The sequence below is a fragment of the Psychrobacillus sp. 05T411 genome, assembly GCF_056396485.1.
Genome location: NZ_JBFTLO010000008.1, coordinates 206,622 through 221,447, shown reverse-complemented (window position 1 = coordinate 221,447; position 14,826 = coordinate 206,622). Strand labels below are relative to the sequence as shown.

The following is a 14,826-nucleotide window of genomic DNA, read 5'->3' as shown; positions in this document are numbered from 1 at the left end:
ATTATACCTCCAAGTAATACGTGTCTGGTTTTTCTGGATCAAAACATTCATTTACCCACATTACTGTTACAAGATCACTTTCTCCTACATTTACAATGGAGTGAGTATATCCGGTAGGTATATCTACAACCTGTAACTTTTCTCCACTTACTTTATACTCAATAATTTCGTCAGATTCTAATTTTCTAAACCGAATTAAACCTTCACCACTAACAACTAAGAATTTTTCATTTTTTGTATGATGCCAATGATTCCCCTTTGTAATACCTGGTTTTGATATATTGACTGAAACTTGACCTCTTTCAGGAGTTCTAATAAATTCAGTAAATGATCCTCGTTGATCAATATTCATCTTCAAATCATAAGAAAATTGTTCTTCCGGTAAAAAGCTTAAATATGTACTATATAGTTTCTTGGTTAACTCATCTTCCATATTAGCAATACTTAAATTTGTTCTGCTTTCTTTGAAGTATTTTATTAGCTCAGCCAATTCTCCAAGTTTAATATTATGAGTTACAGGTACAATACAGTAATTATCTTGAAAAGTTGGATTTCCATCTAAAGATCTAGTGAATTCTTCCAATACATCATCTATATAGCATAAATTAAGTTCTGCATCTGGATTATTAATTTGAATATCTAACGCTCTAGCGATATTATGACAGTAGGTAGCTACTACAGTATTATAGTTAGGTTTACTCCACTTACCAAATACATTAGGTAATCTATAAACAAGCACTTTTGCATCAGTTTCTTTCTGATAATTAAATAATAAATCCTCACCAGCTTTTTTACTTTTACCATAAGGGTTATCCTTCTCTGCTTGAGTAGATGAAGTAATAAGCACTGGTGCTTTATTTCCATTTGTTTTTAACAGTTCCAGCAATTTAGAAGTAAATCCAAAATTACCTTCCATAAATTCTTTTTCATTTTCTGGTCGGTTAATACCAGCTAAATGAAATACAAATTCACATTCTTTTGTATACTCTTCCAAGTCTTCCGATGAATTTTCTCTTGTAATTAAAAATAAGTCTTCATAGCCTTTATTTTTCAACTCAGCAACTAAGTTTTTCCCAATAAATCCAGAAGCACCTGTTACAAGAATTTTCATTAGTTATTCCATCCTTTCAATTCTTCTTGAATATAAGGTAAATTGAGTAATTTATCTTTTATCTGTTCAATTGTTAGAAGATAAGTATTATGTGAATTATATTCTTCTTCCGATGAAAGTTTTTTATCTCCATCTTCAAAATATTTATTATAATTTAAATCTCGATTATCTGCCGGGACTCTATAAAATCCTTCCAAATCGTCTGCGACTAAATTTTCTTCTCTAGTTAATAATGTCTCAAAAAGTTTTTCACCATGTCTTGTTCCTATAATCTTGATTTCATTGTCAGCATTAAATAATTCTTTAACAGCTTGTGCCAAATCTGCTATTGTAGATGCTGGTGATTTTTGTACCATAATATCGCCAGCATTCGCATTTTGAAATGCAAATACTACAAGTTCAACAGCTTCTTCTAGACTCATTAAAAAACGAGTCATTTCTGGATCAGTTACTGTCAGTGGTTTTCCAGCTTTCAATTGCTCCACAAAAAGTGGGATAACTGATCCTCGAGAAGCCATAACATTTCCATATCTTGTTCCACAGATTAATGTTTTTTCAGGTGAGACAGTTTTTGCTTTTGCAACAAAAACTTTTTCCATCATTGCTTTCGAAATACCCATTGCATTAATTGGATAAGCAGCTTTATCAGTAGAGAGGCAAATTACCTTTCTCACTCCATACTCAATCGATGCATTTAATACATTTTCCGTTCCAATCACATTAGTTTTAACTGCTTCCATCGGAAAAAATTCACATGATGGTACCTGTTTTAACGCCGCAGCGTGAAATACATAGTCGACTTCATTCATAGCATATTTTACACTCGCTATATCTCTGACATCTCCAATATAAAATTTCAATTTTTCATTATTATAAAGTTTACGCATATCGTCTTGTTTCTTCTCATCTCGAGAAAAAATACGTATTTCTTTAATGTCCGTATGTAAAAAACGCTCCATCACTGCATTCCCGAAAGAGCCAGTGCCACCTGTAATTAATAAAATTTTATTTGTAAACATGATTGCATAATCCTCCAACTATTTTATTGAAAGTATTGGTCCATTTTGTTCAACAAAATTGTTTTGTCAAAATTCTGTTCATAAAATAGACGGGCTCTTTCCCCCATTTTTTTTCTATCCTCTTCGTTAAGGTTCATTAATTTAATAATAGAGATTGACAACTCTTCCTCGTCACCGGTTTTTGAACAAAACCCTGATTCGGAAACAGCAATTATTTTTTGAGTTTCTCCACCTGCAGACGCTAAAATAGGTTTACCACAAGCTAAGTACGACTGAAGTTTTGCTGGTATAGTCATATTAAATAAATCATTGTCCGCAAAGCTTAGGAATGCCGCATCGCTATGACTCATAAAAACAGGAATTTTTTCCGCGGGCTGTCGATTAATGAAGTTAAACATAGTCATTAAATTCATATTTTTAATGTTATCAACAAGTGATTCCTTATACCGACCATCGCCTACAATATTAAAACGAATCTGGTTTTCTAGTCCTTTACCCTTTAATATTTTGGCTACCTTGGGTAATACATCTAAACCTTGAGCGTTACCAATATTACCGGTAAATATAATGTTAAATCGATCATCATTTGGTATATCTAAACATTTTTCACCTTTTACTGGTCTATAAAAACTTTCAGCATACTGTGGCCAATATTCTACTTTTGATTTTTCTATTCCTCGATTAACAATAGCCTCCACAAAACTCTCAGAAGTTGTAAATATTCTATTGCAATTCCTATATATATAATCTACCATCTTACCAATTGAACCTATCACATATTTATTCTTTACACCTGTTACAATTTCTACATTTTCCGGCCATAAATCTTGCACATATAAATAACAAGGTATTTTTTCCTTTATTGAATACCAAACACCTGGTAAAGCTTGTGTCATTGGTGATACTTCAAAGATAAAGACATAGTCAGCTTTTATTTTCGTGAATACTTTCCAAAGGAAACCTGATATAACAAAAGATAAATAATTTAAGGCAAGCATTATTGAATTATTTCCTCTTGGTATCAATGGAATCCTAATAATTTCAACACCGTTATATAATTCTTTTCTTTTCTTAAACAATCCGTATCCATCAAAATATTTTCCTTGGGGATAATTCGGTATGCCTGTAATAACAGTAACTTTATATCCTTTTTTAACCCATTCCATGCATATGTCATTTATTCGAAATTCTTCTGGGTAGAAATATTGTGCAATTACTAAAATGTGCTTTTGCATTAATTAATAAGCTCCTTACCGTTCTGTTTCTATAATTGACTCTTCTAAACTATAAACTCGGTAATTTTGCTTATAATTACTCATTTCTTTGTCAAACACCAAGTTTCCAAACAATTTATTCAGTACTTCGAGTCTTCCTATGCACGGTTTAATAAATAGGTTAAATACCCTTGTAAGCCTAACCTTCTTTGCGTGTGCCTCACCTATTAACCGTACCATCTCGCTTGTTTTTGTGTACTCTTTATTTTGTGGAAAGAAAAGTCCTGCTTCTTTATTATCTATCATAAGTTTGATGAATTCGCATAAGTTGTCGATATGTAACATACTACGTTGATTATCAATATCTGGAAAGATTGGAAACTTTTTCGCCACTTTTGCCAACTTTGGATAATTTCCCTTAGACCCCTTTCCATAAATCATTGGCGGTCTAATAATCACTACTTTAAAATTGGCACTTTCTAAAGGTTTAATACCTTTTTCTGCCTGAAGTTTACTATTACCATAAAAGTTACTCGGCGTTGGTATGGTATTTTTATCAATAACACTCTTTTCACTGCTACTATCTCCATATACAATTATACTGCTCATGAAAATAAACTGCTTTACGCCTTCTGCCTTTGCTTTTTCGGCAACCTCTATTGTAAGGTCGCGATTCACTTTATAATACATTTCCTCCATATGAGGATCTGTTGAAACATGGGCTATTCCCGCTACATGAAATACAACATCATATGCAGAAAAGTCTTCTTCCTTCCATGTATCGGTCCTTAAACTAGTTGAATCTATTGAATATCTATCTTTAGAATTTCCCAACCATTTCTTTAGGCTTGTTCCCACATAACTGTTTGCTCCTGTTATTAGTATTTTTTTCATTTTGAAATACTCTCCTTAGTGCCTGCAACTTCCTTCTTAACTCCAGTCCCGCCTTCAATAACACCATCACTCTTAACAACACTAACAATTGTCCCAAAGAAGCATTTAACATCCATCCAAAAACTTATTTTCTCAACATACTCCCCATCCAACTTAGCCTTAATCTCAATAGGCAACTCATCCCGTCCATTAATCTGAGCCCATCCTGTTAATCCCGGCGGTACATCATTCGCATCATATTTATCTCTTTCTTCTATTAAATCGTACTGATTCCAAAGAGCTGGTCTTGGTCCGATAATACTCATCTGTCCAACAAAGATATTCCATATTTGAGGCAACTCATCTAAACTAGTTTTTCTTAAAAACTTACCCATTTTTGTTATGTACTGCTCCGGGTTAGTTAGTAAATGTGTAGGAGTATCCTTTGGCGTATCTATTCTCATAGTACGAAACTTTAATATATTAAAATGCGTTTTATAGATGCCAATTCTTGTTTGTTTAAAAAGCACTGGACCTCTGGATTCCAATTTGATAGCTATAATTAAAATTAAGAATACTGGTGATAGAATAATTAGACCAAATAATGAAAGAATAATATCTATCAATCTTTTAATGTTCATATACATCTTTATTACACTCCTTGGTTTCTTTAGTTGCTTAGTACTTAATTCGATTTACAAATCACTTATCAAACCAACTACTAACCCTCTAAAAAAAACAAAAAGCCCACCCAAATGGCTTCGTCCCTATATTCTCTACATCACCAACCGTCCAGTCATCAACTCATCTAAATAAACCAACAACTCATCCCGCAACCCATCATCCTGAAGCGCCATCTCAATCGTAGTCTGTATAAACCCCAACTTCTCCCCTACATCGTATCTCTTACCTTCAAAATCATAAGCATATACATCCTGCTCTTGATTAAGATGTTGAATCGCATCCGTCAACTGAATCTCTCCACCGGCCCCAGTTTCTTGCTTCTCCAAAAACTCAAAAATTTCCGGAGTCAAAATATATCGCCCCATAATGGCTAAGTTAGAAGGTGCTGTACCTTGTGCAGGTTTTTCTCCAAAATTACTCACTTGATAACGTCTACCTTCTTTTGAACTTGGATCAATAATTCCATATCGATGTGTATTTTCATTCGCAACTGTTTGAACACCAATCACGGATGATCCAGTTTCATCATATTGTTCAATCAATTGTTTCAAACATGGTTTTTCAGCTTGTACGATATCGTCACCTAGTAATACAGCAAATGGTTCGTCACCAATAAAATTACGTGCACACCATACGGCATGTCCTAATCCTTTAGGTTCTTTTTGTCGTATGTAGTGGATTTCAACTTTAGAGGATTGATTTACTTTTTCTAATAAGTCAAACTTTCCTTTTCCCATTAAATTTTCTTCCAACTCTAAATTTCTATCAAAATGGTCTTCAATCGCACGTTTTCCTTTGCCCGTAACAATAATAATATCTTCTATTCCGGATGCGATTGCTTCTTCCACAATATATTCAATGGTAGGTCTATCAACGATCGGCAACATTTCTTTAGGCATTGCTTTTGTCGCTGGAAGGAAGCGAGTTCCTAAGCCTGCTGCTGAAATAATAGCTTTTCTCACTTTTTTCATATATCATCACCTATAGCCCTAATTATTTTGCTAGTTCAATATTCTTCCCAAATAATTCAAACATCTTCTGCTTATATGCTTCTACACCCGGCTGGTCAAAAGGATTAACCCCTTGTAAATAAGCACTCATTGCGCAGGCTTTCATAAAAAAGTACATTACATAACCTAGATGGTACTCGTCCAATCTTCCAACTTCGATACTAATGACAGGAACACTGCCCTCAACATGAGCCATTGCTATGCCTAGTGTTGCAATATCATTAATGGTGTTTAGTGTTTTATCGCTTAAATAGTTCAACTGATCTTTGTTTTGACTATCATATGGAACTTCACAATCTTCCTCAACTTCGTGAAAATGTAGCAATGTTTCAAATAAAAAACGTTTGCCGTCTTGAATATATTGTCCGATTGAGTGAAGATCTGTTGAAAAGGAGACTGCCGCTGGGAATATCCCATCATGCCCTTTCCCTTCACTTTCTCCAAATAATTGCTTCCACCACTCGTGAAGTTTTTTTAATGCTGGTTCAAATGAAGCGAGTACTTCTACTTCATATCCTTTTGAAAGCAATAGTTGACGCGTTGCTGCGTATTGATAAGCTTGGTTTGTAAAAACATCGCTTATTTGTAAATCAATCGTTGCTTTCTTGGCTCCACACATTAACGCTTGAATATCATATCCTTGCACCGAAAGTGGTAATAATCCGGCTGGAGTAAAGACGGAATAACGGCCACCGATTGTCTCTTCGATGATAAATGAGCGATAGCCTTTTTCATTCGCTAATTCGCGTAAGGCCCCTTTTTCACTATCAGTAGTGACAATGATTCGTTCATTTGCTTTTTCTCCGTACTTTTCTTCCATATGTTTTCTTAAAATACGAAAGGCAATTGCAGGTTCAGTAGTTGTACCTGATTTGGAAATAACATTTATATACACATCTTTAAATTGGAGATATTGCAGTAATTGATTCATATAGCGACCGCTCAAACTTTGACCAGCATAAATTACTTCTGGGAACGTATCATCCACTCGGAAGTATGGGCTTAGTGCGTCTTGAATTGCTTTTGACCCTAAATAGGATCCGCCAATTCCAATGACTACAAATACTTTTGCATTATTTCGCACTTCTTTAGCAATTTCCAACATCTCTTCTATTGCAGATTCGTGGTTTTCTAGCGGATAATCTAACCACCCTAAAAACTCGTTTCCTTTTAAGCTTTTATTATGCATTTCTTCGTGAATTGTTTTTACAGACTCATTTAATAGAAACAACTCTTCCTGTTGGATGTAATTCTCCAGATATTTGGTTTGTAATTTTAATGTACTCATTCTATTCTCCATTCTTTTCAAATGTAGTCATTGTTTACATACTAAATACGTTCGATTCTACATCCACATTTTTTCGGTTCGCTAACCCTATTAATGTCTCTTTTAATTCATCGATTGTAAGCGTAGGAATCTTCTCTATTAAATAAACGAGTTCCTGATTAGTAATTGGTGTTGCCTTTCCAATATGGATCTTCGGAAACACATAGCCACTTTGAATCTCATCTTCATTCAACAATTCTTCATACAACTTCTCACCCGGTCGAATACCTGCATAAGCGATACCAATCTCTTGCTCACTAAATCCTGATAGTTTAATAAGGTTTTTAGCTAGATCCACAATTTTCACTGGTTCTCCCATGTCTAGGACGAATACTTCACCTCCGTTAGCTAGGGTTCCAGCTTGAATGACGAGTCGTGACGCTTCTGGGATGGTCATGAAATAGCGGGTCATTTCTGGATCGGTTACAGTTACTGGTCCGCCTGCTGCTATTTGTTTTTTAAATAGTGGGACTACACTTCCACGAGAACCCAGCACATTTCCAAATCGTACGGCTGCGAATTTTGTTTTACTTTCTTTTGCAAGATTCTGAACTACCATTTCAGCAAATCGTTTGGTTGCACCCATGATGTTCGGTGGGTTGACTGCTTTGTCTGTTGAAATCATGACGAAGTATCCTACTCCGAACATATCTGCGGCTTCTGCAACGTTCTTTGTGCCGAAGATATTATTTTTGACTGCTTCCATTGGGTTGTATTCCATTAGTGGAACATGTTTATGGGCAGCAGCGTGATAAATTACATCCGGTTTGAATTCGGATACGATGTCGAAAATGCGGTTACGGTCTTGAATATCCGCGATTATTGGAATTATTTCTGTGTCTTGTGAAACCTTTTGGCGTAGTTCCATGTCTATAGTATAGATAGAATTCTCGCCGTGGCCGAGTAAGATTAGTTGTTTTGGGTCGAATCTTGCTACTTGACGACAAATCTCAGAACCTATGGAGCCGCCCGCTCCAGTTATGAGTATCTTTTTGTTTGTTAGCTTTGTAGAAATAGATTCTAAATCTAGTTCTACTTCGTCGCGGCCAAGTAAATCTTCTATTTTTACGTCTCTTATTTCATTGATTGAAACTTTACCAGTTAGTAAATCTTCTATAAGTGGCATAGTTTGTGTATGTATGCCGGTGTCTAGACATTTTTGCATGAGCATGGCACTCGTTTGTTTGTCGAGTGATGGCATGGCAATGATGATTAGTTCGATGTCTAGATCTTTTACTGCATCTGCAATGATATCTGTTCCACCTAATACTCGGATATTGAAAATTTCTAATCCTTTTTTAGTAGAATCATCATCTAAAAAGGCGATTGGCTGTAATTCGGCTTCGCTATTGCGTAATAATTGCCTTGCAATCATTGTACCTGCGGCTCCCGCTCCTATTATAAGCGTGCGTTTTCTTTTATTGTTAAATTTTTCACCTGATATATATGTGTCTCGGAAGATCCTCCATGAAAGTCTAGATCCTCCGATTAGTAAAATATGTAACATCCATGTAATGGATAATGCGCGAAACAGGATATCCCCTTTTACGACAAATTGAATAATTGCTACTGCTATGATGGATAATGATACTGCTTTAAAAATCGAAACTAACTCTCTTACTGATGCATACTCCCATACCTTTCGATAAAGTCCATAATACATAGCAAAACCATGGTGTGCTAAAAATATTGTAAGTGAACTTATCAACAAAAAAGTATCAGTAAAAGGATTGTCTATGGGATGYAACAAAAAATATCCAATATAAATTGAAAATAATACGATACAAGAATCGACAACTGTTAACATCGACATTCTTTTCCTTAATGACATCCAGCACTCCCCCATTCTTCACACATTTTTGTATATTTGTTTCCATTAATTATTATAGCATTTTGGGAATAGATTGGTTATTTTTATTTAGAACATTATTCGGATACACTAATTTAATAGTTAAAAAGAACTGACATTCACATCATTCACTCCTATCTTAATCCCAAATACTTTCCTTGATTCGATAATTATCAGTTAAATGTATTAATTTCGGTCAAATTACGCGAATATTCTCCACCACTTAGATTTTTCTAGTTCTTTTGGCTCTAAAATTAGCACTTCAATGTTTTCTAAAATTCTTGCATTGTTTTCAAGCAAAATGTCGACAGCATCGAGTCTTTTATGCTTTTCCAAATAACGTAGTCCTGCGTCAAATAGAAAAGGACGTGTTTTCGCATGATGAACGTCGGAACCATATGTATGCACTAAATTAGCATCTACCATTTGAAGTGATAGTTTTTGAATATTTCTACCAAAATGACCCGCTAAGCTACCTGCAGTAATTTGAGCAAGTGCCCCGTGGTTTATCAGTTTCAAAAGTCTACTTGGTTTTTCCGCGATTGCTCTATTTCTTTCGGGGTGCGCAATTATGGGCACTTTATCTAAATTTAAAATACCTTGTATGATTTGAACCGTGTAAGCTGGTATATTGGCAGTTGGTAACTCTATCAATACATATTTCGAGTCTGCTAGGGTAAGTGCTTCTTTGGACGCTAACTTTTCTATCGTAAAATCTTGTACTCTTATTTCTTGTCCTGAATGGATGTTGATCGGTAGATTTTGTTTTTTTATTTCTGCATTTAATAGTTCCATTTTTTCTAAAACTACAGTTCGGGATACATCATAATGAGGATTAAAGGCATGTGGAGTAGCTATAATATCCGTAATCCCCTCCTTTACTGCTTGTTCCAGTAGTTCCATCGAATCTGTTAAAGTTTGGGCCCCATCATCTACTCCCGGTAGAATATGCGCATGTATATCAATCATAATTATTACCCCTTTTTCCTATAGTCTAATCAAAAAAAAGAATGATTAGGTATAATTACCTATTCATTCAGCGTTTCCATAATATTGATAGTAATAATGGTCCTTTTGTAGCTGGAAGTTATTCATTACTACTCCAATAATATTGGCTTTAGAGGAAACGAGCGCTTCTTTTGCTCTAAGTATTCCTTCTTTTTCTGTTTCTCCCGCACTTAAAATTAATATTGTACCTTCACATTTATTGGAAAGTATTTGAGCATCTGTCACCGAGAGTAGTGGTGGTGCATCAAAAATGATTACGTCGTAGCTTTCCTTCATTTCCTCTATTACTTTGTTCATCGTTTGGGAACTTAGTAATTCAGCAGGGTTAGGAGGTATTGGACCACATGTAATGATATGGAGGTTTTCAATCTCGCCCGCTTTTACTACTTCCGCTACAGTAGCCTGTCTTGTTAGAAGATTGGATAACCCTAAGGTATTAGTCAGATGAAACGTATAGTGAACGGTTGGTTTACGCATATCTGAATCCACTAAGAGGACACGTTTTCCTTGTTGCGCAAATACAACTGCTGTATTGGCAGCCACGGTCGACTTTCCTTCTCCGGGAGAAGAAGAAGTAATAAGGAATGTTTTCAATTCTTTGTCTGGCATCGAAAAGTTAATGTTGGTTCGTAGCGTTCGGAATTGCTCCGAGACAATAGACTTTGTATTTACACTAGTCACAAGTTTACGTGCAGCATTTTGAATAATATGTTTTTTATTTTTTTTTCTTGCCATATTATTACCTCTTTCTTCTTTTGGTCACTTGTACTTTTGTATCTAGTATTTCTTTATCCGTTATTGGGCTGATTAAACCTAGGATAGGAAGATTTAATAGTTCTTCCACGTCTTGTTCATTTTTCACGGTTGTATCTAAATACTCTAATAGAAAAGCGATACCTACTCCGAGCATTAGGCCAATTACTGCCGCGATTGCCATATTAAGCATAGGATCCGGTTTTACTGGTGATGGGTCTTCTCCGACTAATGCGGGAGTAAGTATACTTACATTGTCTACCTTCATCAAATTTTTTATCTCTTTTTGGAAGACAGATGCTGTAGTGTTTGCAATATCCACCGCAATATTTGGATTGGCATCTTGCACGGTAATATTCACTACTTGTGAGTTTTGTTCGTTTTTCACAGTAATTTGATTGGTTAGTGCAGATGGTGTGGTGTTCAGATCTAACTGTTCGATTACTTTACTTAAAATAGCAGGACTCTTAATGATTACATTGTATGTATTAATAAGTTGCAAGTTTGTTTGTATGTCTTGTGAGTTAAAAGTACTAATATCTGCTTTTTCTTGATTGACTAAAATTTGTGTAGAGGACTGATAAATGGGTGTTAAGAAAAGAAAGCTAACTACCCCACTAGCAGTGATTGCGAGTATGGTTGTCAGTATGATTAATAGTAATCTTTTTTTCAGCGTTTTAAACAGATCTTGGAGGCTTATTGTTTCTTCCATTAAATCTATAACTCCTTTAAATTCAATTCTACTATTTTCGACATATTATAGCATATGATACCAATTTCGGTCTTTATCTATATTATTCTACCATAGAGAAGTATAATAGAACCATTTAATTTGAAATGCTTTTCAAATAACTCAAACTAAAACCACTAGGACCATGTTCTTTAGAATTGTGCATATTGGACTTTTTGGTGAGTTAACGATTACCAAGCGCCTTTTTTAGTATACCGTCGCGTCGCGCTTTTTTGGATGCTTCATATTCTTCTTTGAAACTTTGTGCATATGATTTATCATATCCATTTGCAGCAAGATCCTTTTCGACAGCAGCTAGTACTGCGTAAAAAATGTTATCTGTGCTTGCTTCTAAATCACCTGCAGCTGCCGTATATTTATTGTAAAAATAACCGAAATCAATACCTTCTCCATTTGCTTTTTTGTCATTATACTCACCCACTGCACGCCCAATGAGTGCATTTATTTTAGCATCTGCCTGCGCTTCTAGCCCTTCTAATGCAGGTCTGTATTTATCTTTTATCGAAGCAACAGTTGGTTTTTCTTGGGAAGTGGAGGTTTCATTTTTACTTGTAGAATTTATACCTGGTCCGGCTGTCTTTCCTGCTAAAACTTCTGAATTAGATGTTGTACTAGTGGTAACCGTATTGGTACTTTTTTCAGTTCCCTTTTCTTCGACAACTTTCCCATTTTCATCTATTAGGATAGTACTGCCGTCTGGTAATGCCACTTTATATGGATCCGCTACAATTTCTTTTACCGCTTCATCTGCCACATCATATGTTTTAAATTTGAATTCATATAGTAAATAGCCTGCTGCTCCAATAATTAGTATCAAAGCTGTTAACAAAAATATTTTAAGTTTTTTTCTCTTTTTCATATTATTCTCCTTTTTCTCATACTTAGTTTAAGTTTAGCACGAAGCATGTCGAATGAGTAGTGAAAATTAAGAAAATGGTAGGGAGTGGAAATGAATGATGTAGATTTTTGGATGTTTCTTAGGCGTTAAAAAACCTTTTATGCCTTTTGGGGCATAAAAGGTTTTTTTGGTATTACTGATTAATTCTGTGCTTTGAATTCGAATTTATATGAGTCACTGAATTCCTTGCCATCAATAGTACCTGTAACATTGAAAGTAATATCTTTACCTTCTAAAATACTTAGTGATGCATCTTCAGTTAACCCTACTAAACCAAGACCTTTGGATATTAAATCTTCTAAATTTGAAGTATTTGTTCCATTAGGGTCTGTTAGAGTTAATTCAGTACCACCTTTTAAAAATGTTGCAGATACAGTCTTGATAACTGTTGAATTAAATGCAGTAAATGCTGGAGCTGCAGCATCACTAAAGTTAGCCAGTGTGCTTCCTGGTTTATTAATAGTTACTGTGAATACTTTATTTGATAAGTTAATAGATACCGCTTCATTAGCTGCACTATTTCCTGCAGTAATGCTTGCATTAAGTTTACTATTTAGAATATCATTTCCTGATGGTGATGTACCACCACCACCACCGCCTGATACTGGTGGTGTAACTACTGGTGGAGTAGTTGGTTTAACTTCTGATACTACTTTCTCCACTTGTTTTAATAATTCTTTAAGGAAAGAGCTTTTATCTGGATTTGGAAGTCTTTCGATTAAAGCTGGAATACTTTCTAGTACTTTTTGTGCTGCTTCTGTCTTACCTTCAGCCATTAATTTTGCAGCTTCTGTTACTTTCATATAAATAGTAACAGGTACCATAAGTTCTTCTCGTTTGTCATCTGCTGGTAATTTATACTTTTCTAGTAGTAGGTCACGAGATGCCTTACCAGAAAAACGATAAAGTATAGCAGTTCTTGACTTAAGTTGCACAGATAATTTATGATACGCTTTTTCAACCGCAGCTAAATCATTTTTCGCTTCTGCTTCTTTAATTTCTTTCATGATTGGATCTAGATATTTCGTTGCATAGTTATATGCATCAATATATGGAACAAGACCCTTTGTAATTTTTTCTGTGTACAGTGCTTCAAGTTCTTTCAGTTTTGCTTGCTTTTCTTTTTCAGCAAGTTTCGACGCTTTAATTGCTTTTGTCAAGTCGTTGTAGTTCTTCTTAGCGCTGTTTAAAGCTGGGTAAAGTGAACTACTTGGAACAAGATCACCATCAAGTGATGGGTAGACATATAGAGTAGTAGCTTTACTCAACTCTGCCTTCACTTTGTTAAATGATTGATCTACCGATGTTGCCCCCTGTGCTACAGGTGAAAACGCTAGTACTGATGACGTTAACAAGACTGCAGCTGCTGTTTGCTTCAATAAACGTTTGTTCATTTTTCTCCTCCTCATTATTGGGATATTTTGTTGATTAATTACCAATATATTTCAACAATTTAATAATACTATTTAACTGGAAACTATACAACTTCAAATTTATTGAAAAAGGTGCAGAGGGTGCCAGTCACTCGCACAATTCAGATAATTCTACTAAAATATTTTTTGGGCTCGAATTGTATTTTTTGAAGAAAAATTTTGTTTTGGTAGTTCAAATGGCTTCAAAATGAAATTGTCTGGAGTTTAGTACAATTTACATTATTTTCATATTCTTTTATTCTGTACATATAATAATTTCTATTGGGGTGGAGAATGATGAGTAGATTTGAAGATGGGTAGAAAACGTAGACACTGGCATCCGAACATATATTATCATGTGGTGATGAGAGGAAATAATAGGCAGGATATTTTTCGGAGTAGGGAGTATTTACGAGAATTGTTTCGTATTTTTCATTATGCTTATGATAAATATCCATTTTCGATACTTGCTTATTGCATTATGACGAACCACTATCATCTGCTTTTGCAGTCTCCTGAAGTGCCGTTGGGTAAAATAATGAGTATTATCAATCGCCGGTATAGTGAGTATTATAAGAAAAAGTACAAAACTAGCGGTTTTCTATATGATAGCCGTTATTTTGCAGAACCACTAATTAGCCCACAAAGCATTCTTGCTGTAAGTCGATATATCCACCGAAATCCGATCGAAACAAAGGTACCTATTGTTTCTCAAATGGAGCTATATGAAAACAGTTCCTACGCTTTTTACAAGTTTATGAAATCCACTACTTATCCTTTTCTGCATTTGGATATACTTCCCTCGTTACTTCCAACTTCTTATAACCAAACTGATGGAGATTATTGCAAATATTGCGAGACTGAATTGCCTGTTGAGCAAAACTAGCTAGAAATCCCACGATCAAAATCGATCGTGG

Annotated in this window: 14 protein-coding genes; 1 reads left to right on the top strand and 13 read right to left on the bottom strand. The window is 35.0% G+C overall.

Annotated features, from left to right (window positions below; all coding sequences use genetic code 11):
- Position 1 precedes the first annotated feature (1 nt).
- The 13 genes from AC1DFT_RS08915 to AC1DFT_RS08855 form a co-directional block, all read right to left on the bottom strand.
- Entirely contained in the window at positions 2–1,111 is a 1,110-nt protein-coding gene (locus AC1DFT_RS08915) for a capsular polysaccharide biosynthesis protein CapF (protein WP_477918832.1), read from the bottom strand.
- Positions 1,111–2,130 carry a polysaccharide biosynthesis protein gene (locus AC1DFT_RS08910; protein ID WP_477918831.1) on the bottom strand — a complete coding sequence of 340 codons (1,020 nt, stop codon included), beginning with the start codon at positions 2,128–2,130 and terminating at the stop codon, positions 1,111–1,113. Before AC1DFT_RS08910 ends, AC1DFT_RS08915 begins: the two co-directional genes overlap by 1 nt.
- Before the next feature lie 23 nt (positions 2,131–2,153).
- Positions 2,154–3,365, bottom strand: a complete 1,212-nt coding sequence (locus tag AC1DFT_RS08905; protein WP_477918830.1) for a glycosyltransferase family 4 protein — start codon at positions 3,363–3,365, stop codon at positions 2,154–2,156.
- A 15-nt stretch (positions 3,366–3,380) separates the two neighbouring features.
- Positions 3,381–4,238, bottom strand: a complete 858-nt coding sequence (locus tag AC1DFT_RS08900) for an NAD-dependent epimerase/dehydratase family protein (protein ID WP_477918829.1) — start codon at positions 4,236–4,238, stop codon at positions 3,381–3,383.
- Positions 4,235–4,864: a sugar transferase gene (locus AC1DFT_RS08895; protein ID WP_477918828.1), complete on the bottom strand. Its 630-nt coding sequence runs from the start codon at positions 4,862–4,864 to the stop codon at positions 4,235–4,237. The genes AC1DFT_RS08900 and AC1DFT_RS08895 overlap by 4 nt, the downstream gene beginning before the upstream one ends.
- 129 nt (positions 4,865–4,993) lie before the next feature.
- Entirely contained in the window at positions 4,994–5,872 is an 879-nt protein-coding gene (galU, locus tag AC1DFT_RS08890; RefSeq protein ID WP_477918827.1) for a UTP--glucose-1-phosphate uridylyltransferase GalU, read from the bottom strand.
- Between the two features lie 22 nt (positions 5,873–5,894).
- Positions 5,895–7,199 carry a glucose-6-phosphate isomerase gene (locus AC1DFT_RS08885; protein ID WP_477918826.1) on the bottom strand — a complete coding sequence of 435 codons (1,305 nt, stop codon included), beginning with the start codon at positions 7,197–7,199 and terminating at the stop codon, positions 5,895–5,897.
- A gap of 34 nt (positions 7,200–7,233) precedes the next feature.
- Positions 7,234–9,069, bottom strand: a complete 1,836-nt coding sequence (locus tag AC1DFT_RS08880) for a polysaccharide biosynthesis protein (RefSeq protein ID WP_477918825.1) — start codon at positions 9,067–9,069, stop codon at positions 7,234–7,236.
- Positions 9,070–9,288: 219 nt separating this feature from the next.
- Positions 9,289–10,056 (bottom strand): tyrosine-protein phosphatase, encoded by a 768-nt coding sequence (locus AC1DFT_RS08875; RefSeq protein WP_477918824.1) that lies wholly within the window; start codon positions 10,054–10,056, stop codon positions 9,289–9,291.
- Between the two features lie 63 nt (positions 10,057–10,119).
- Positions 10,120–10,830: a CpsD/CapB family tyrosine-protein kinase gene (locus tag AC1DFT_RS08870; protein ID WP_477918823.1), complete on the bottom strand. Its 711-nt coding sequence runs from the start codon at positions 10,828–10,830 to the stop codon at positions 10,120–10,122.
- Between the two features lie 4 nt (positions 10,831–10,834).
- Entirely contained in the window at positions 10,835–11,560 is a 726-nt protein-coding gene (locus AC1DFT_RS08865; RefSeq protein ID WP_477918822.1) for a YveK family protein, read from the bottom strand.
- Between the two features lie 202 nt (positions 11,561–11,762).
- Positions 11,763–12,458: a hypothetical protein gene (locus AC1DFT_RS08860; RefSeq protein ID WP_477918821.1), complete on the bottom strand. Its 696-nt coding sequence runs from the start codon at positions 12,456–12,458 to the stop codon at positions 11,763–11,765.
- Between the two features lie 179 nt (positions 12,459–12,637).
- Positions 12,638–13,891, bottom strand: coding sequence for a hypothetical protein (locus AC1DFT_RS08855; protein ID WP_477918820.1), 1,254 nt, complete (start codon positions 13,889–13,891; stop codon positions 12,638–12,640).
- Between the two features lie 331 nt (positions 13,892–14,222).
- Between AC1DFT_RS08855 and AC1DFT_RS08850 the strand changes: the two genes are divergently transcribed.
- Positions 14,223–14,795 (top strand): transposase, encoded by a 573-nt coding sequence (locus AC1DFT_RS08850; protein ID WP_477918819.1) that lies wholly within the window; start codon positions 14,223–14,225, stop codon positions 14,793–14,795.
- The last annotated feature ends 31 nt before the right edge of the window (positions 14,796–14,826 follow it).

Coding starts and splice junctions, on each gene's coding strand:
- AC1DFT_RS08915 (WP_477918832.1), bottom strand. CDS start 1,111: ATGAAAATTCTTGTAACAGGTGCTTCTGGATTTATTGGGAAAAACTTA.
- AC1DFT_RS08910 (WP_477918831.1), bottom strand. CDS start 2,130: ATGTTTACAAATAAAATTTTATTAATTACAGGTGGCACTGGCTCTTTC.
- AC1DFT_RS08905 (WP_477918830.1), bottom strand. CDS start 3,365: ATGCAAAAGCACATTTTAGTAATTGCACAATATTTCTACCCAGAAGAA.
- AC1DFT_RS08900 (WP_477918829.1), bottom strand. CDS start 4,238: ATGAAAAAAATACTAATAACAGGAGCAAACAGTTATGTGGGAACAAGC.
- AC1DFT_RS08895 (WP_477918828.1), bottom strand. CDS start 4,864: ATGTATATGAACATTAAAAGATTGATAGATATTATTCTTTCATTATTT.
- galU (WP_477918827.1), bottom strand. CDS start 5,872: ATGAAAAAAGTGAGAAAAGCTATTATTTCAGCAGCAGGCTTAGGAACT.
- AC1DFT_RS08885 (WP_477918826.1), bottom strand. CDS start 7,199: ATGAGTACATTAAAATTACAAACCAAATATCTGGAGAATTACATCCAA.
- AC1DFT_RS08875 (WP_477918824.1), bottom strand. CDS start 10,056: ATGATTGATATACATGCGCATATTCTACCGGGAGTAGATGATGGGGCC.
- AC1DFT_RS08870 (WP_477918823.1), bottom strand. CDS start 10,830: ATGGCAAGAAAAAAAAATAAAAAACATATTATTCAAAATGCTGCACGT.
- AC1DFT_RS08865 (WP_477918822.1), bottom strand. CDS start 11,560: ATGGAAGAAACAATAAGCCTCCAAGATCTGTTTAAAACGCTGAAAAAA.
- AC1DFT_RS08860 (WP_477918821.1), bottom strand. CDS start 12,458: ATGAAAAAGAGAAAAAAACTTAAAATATTTTTGTTAACAGCTTTGATA.
- AC1DFT_RS08855 (WP_477918820.1), bottom strand. CDS start 13,891: ATGAACAAACGTTTATTGAAGCAAACAGCAGCTGCAGTCTTGTTAACG.
- AC1DFT_RS08850 (WP_477918819.1), top strand. CDS start 14,223: ATGGGTAGAAAACGTAGACACTGGCATCCGAACATATATTATCATGTG.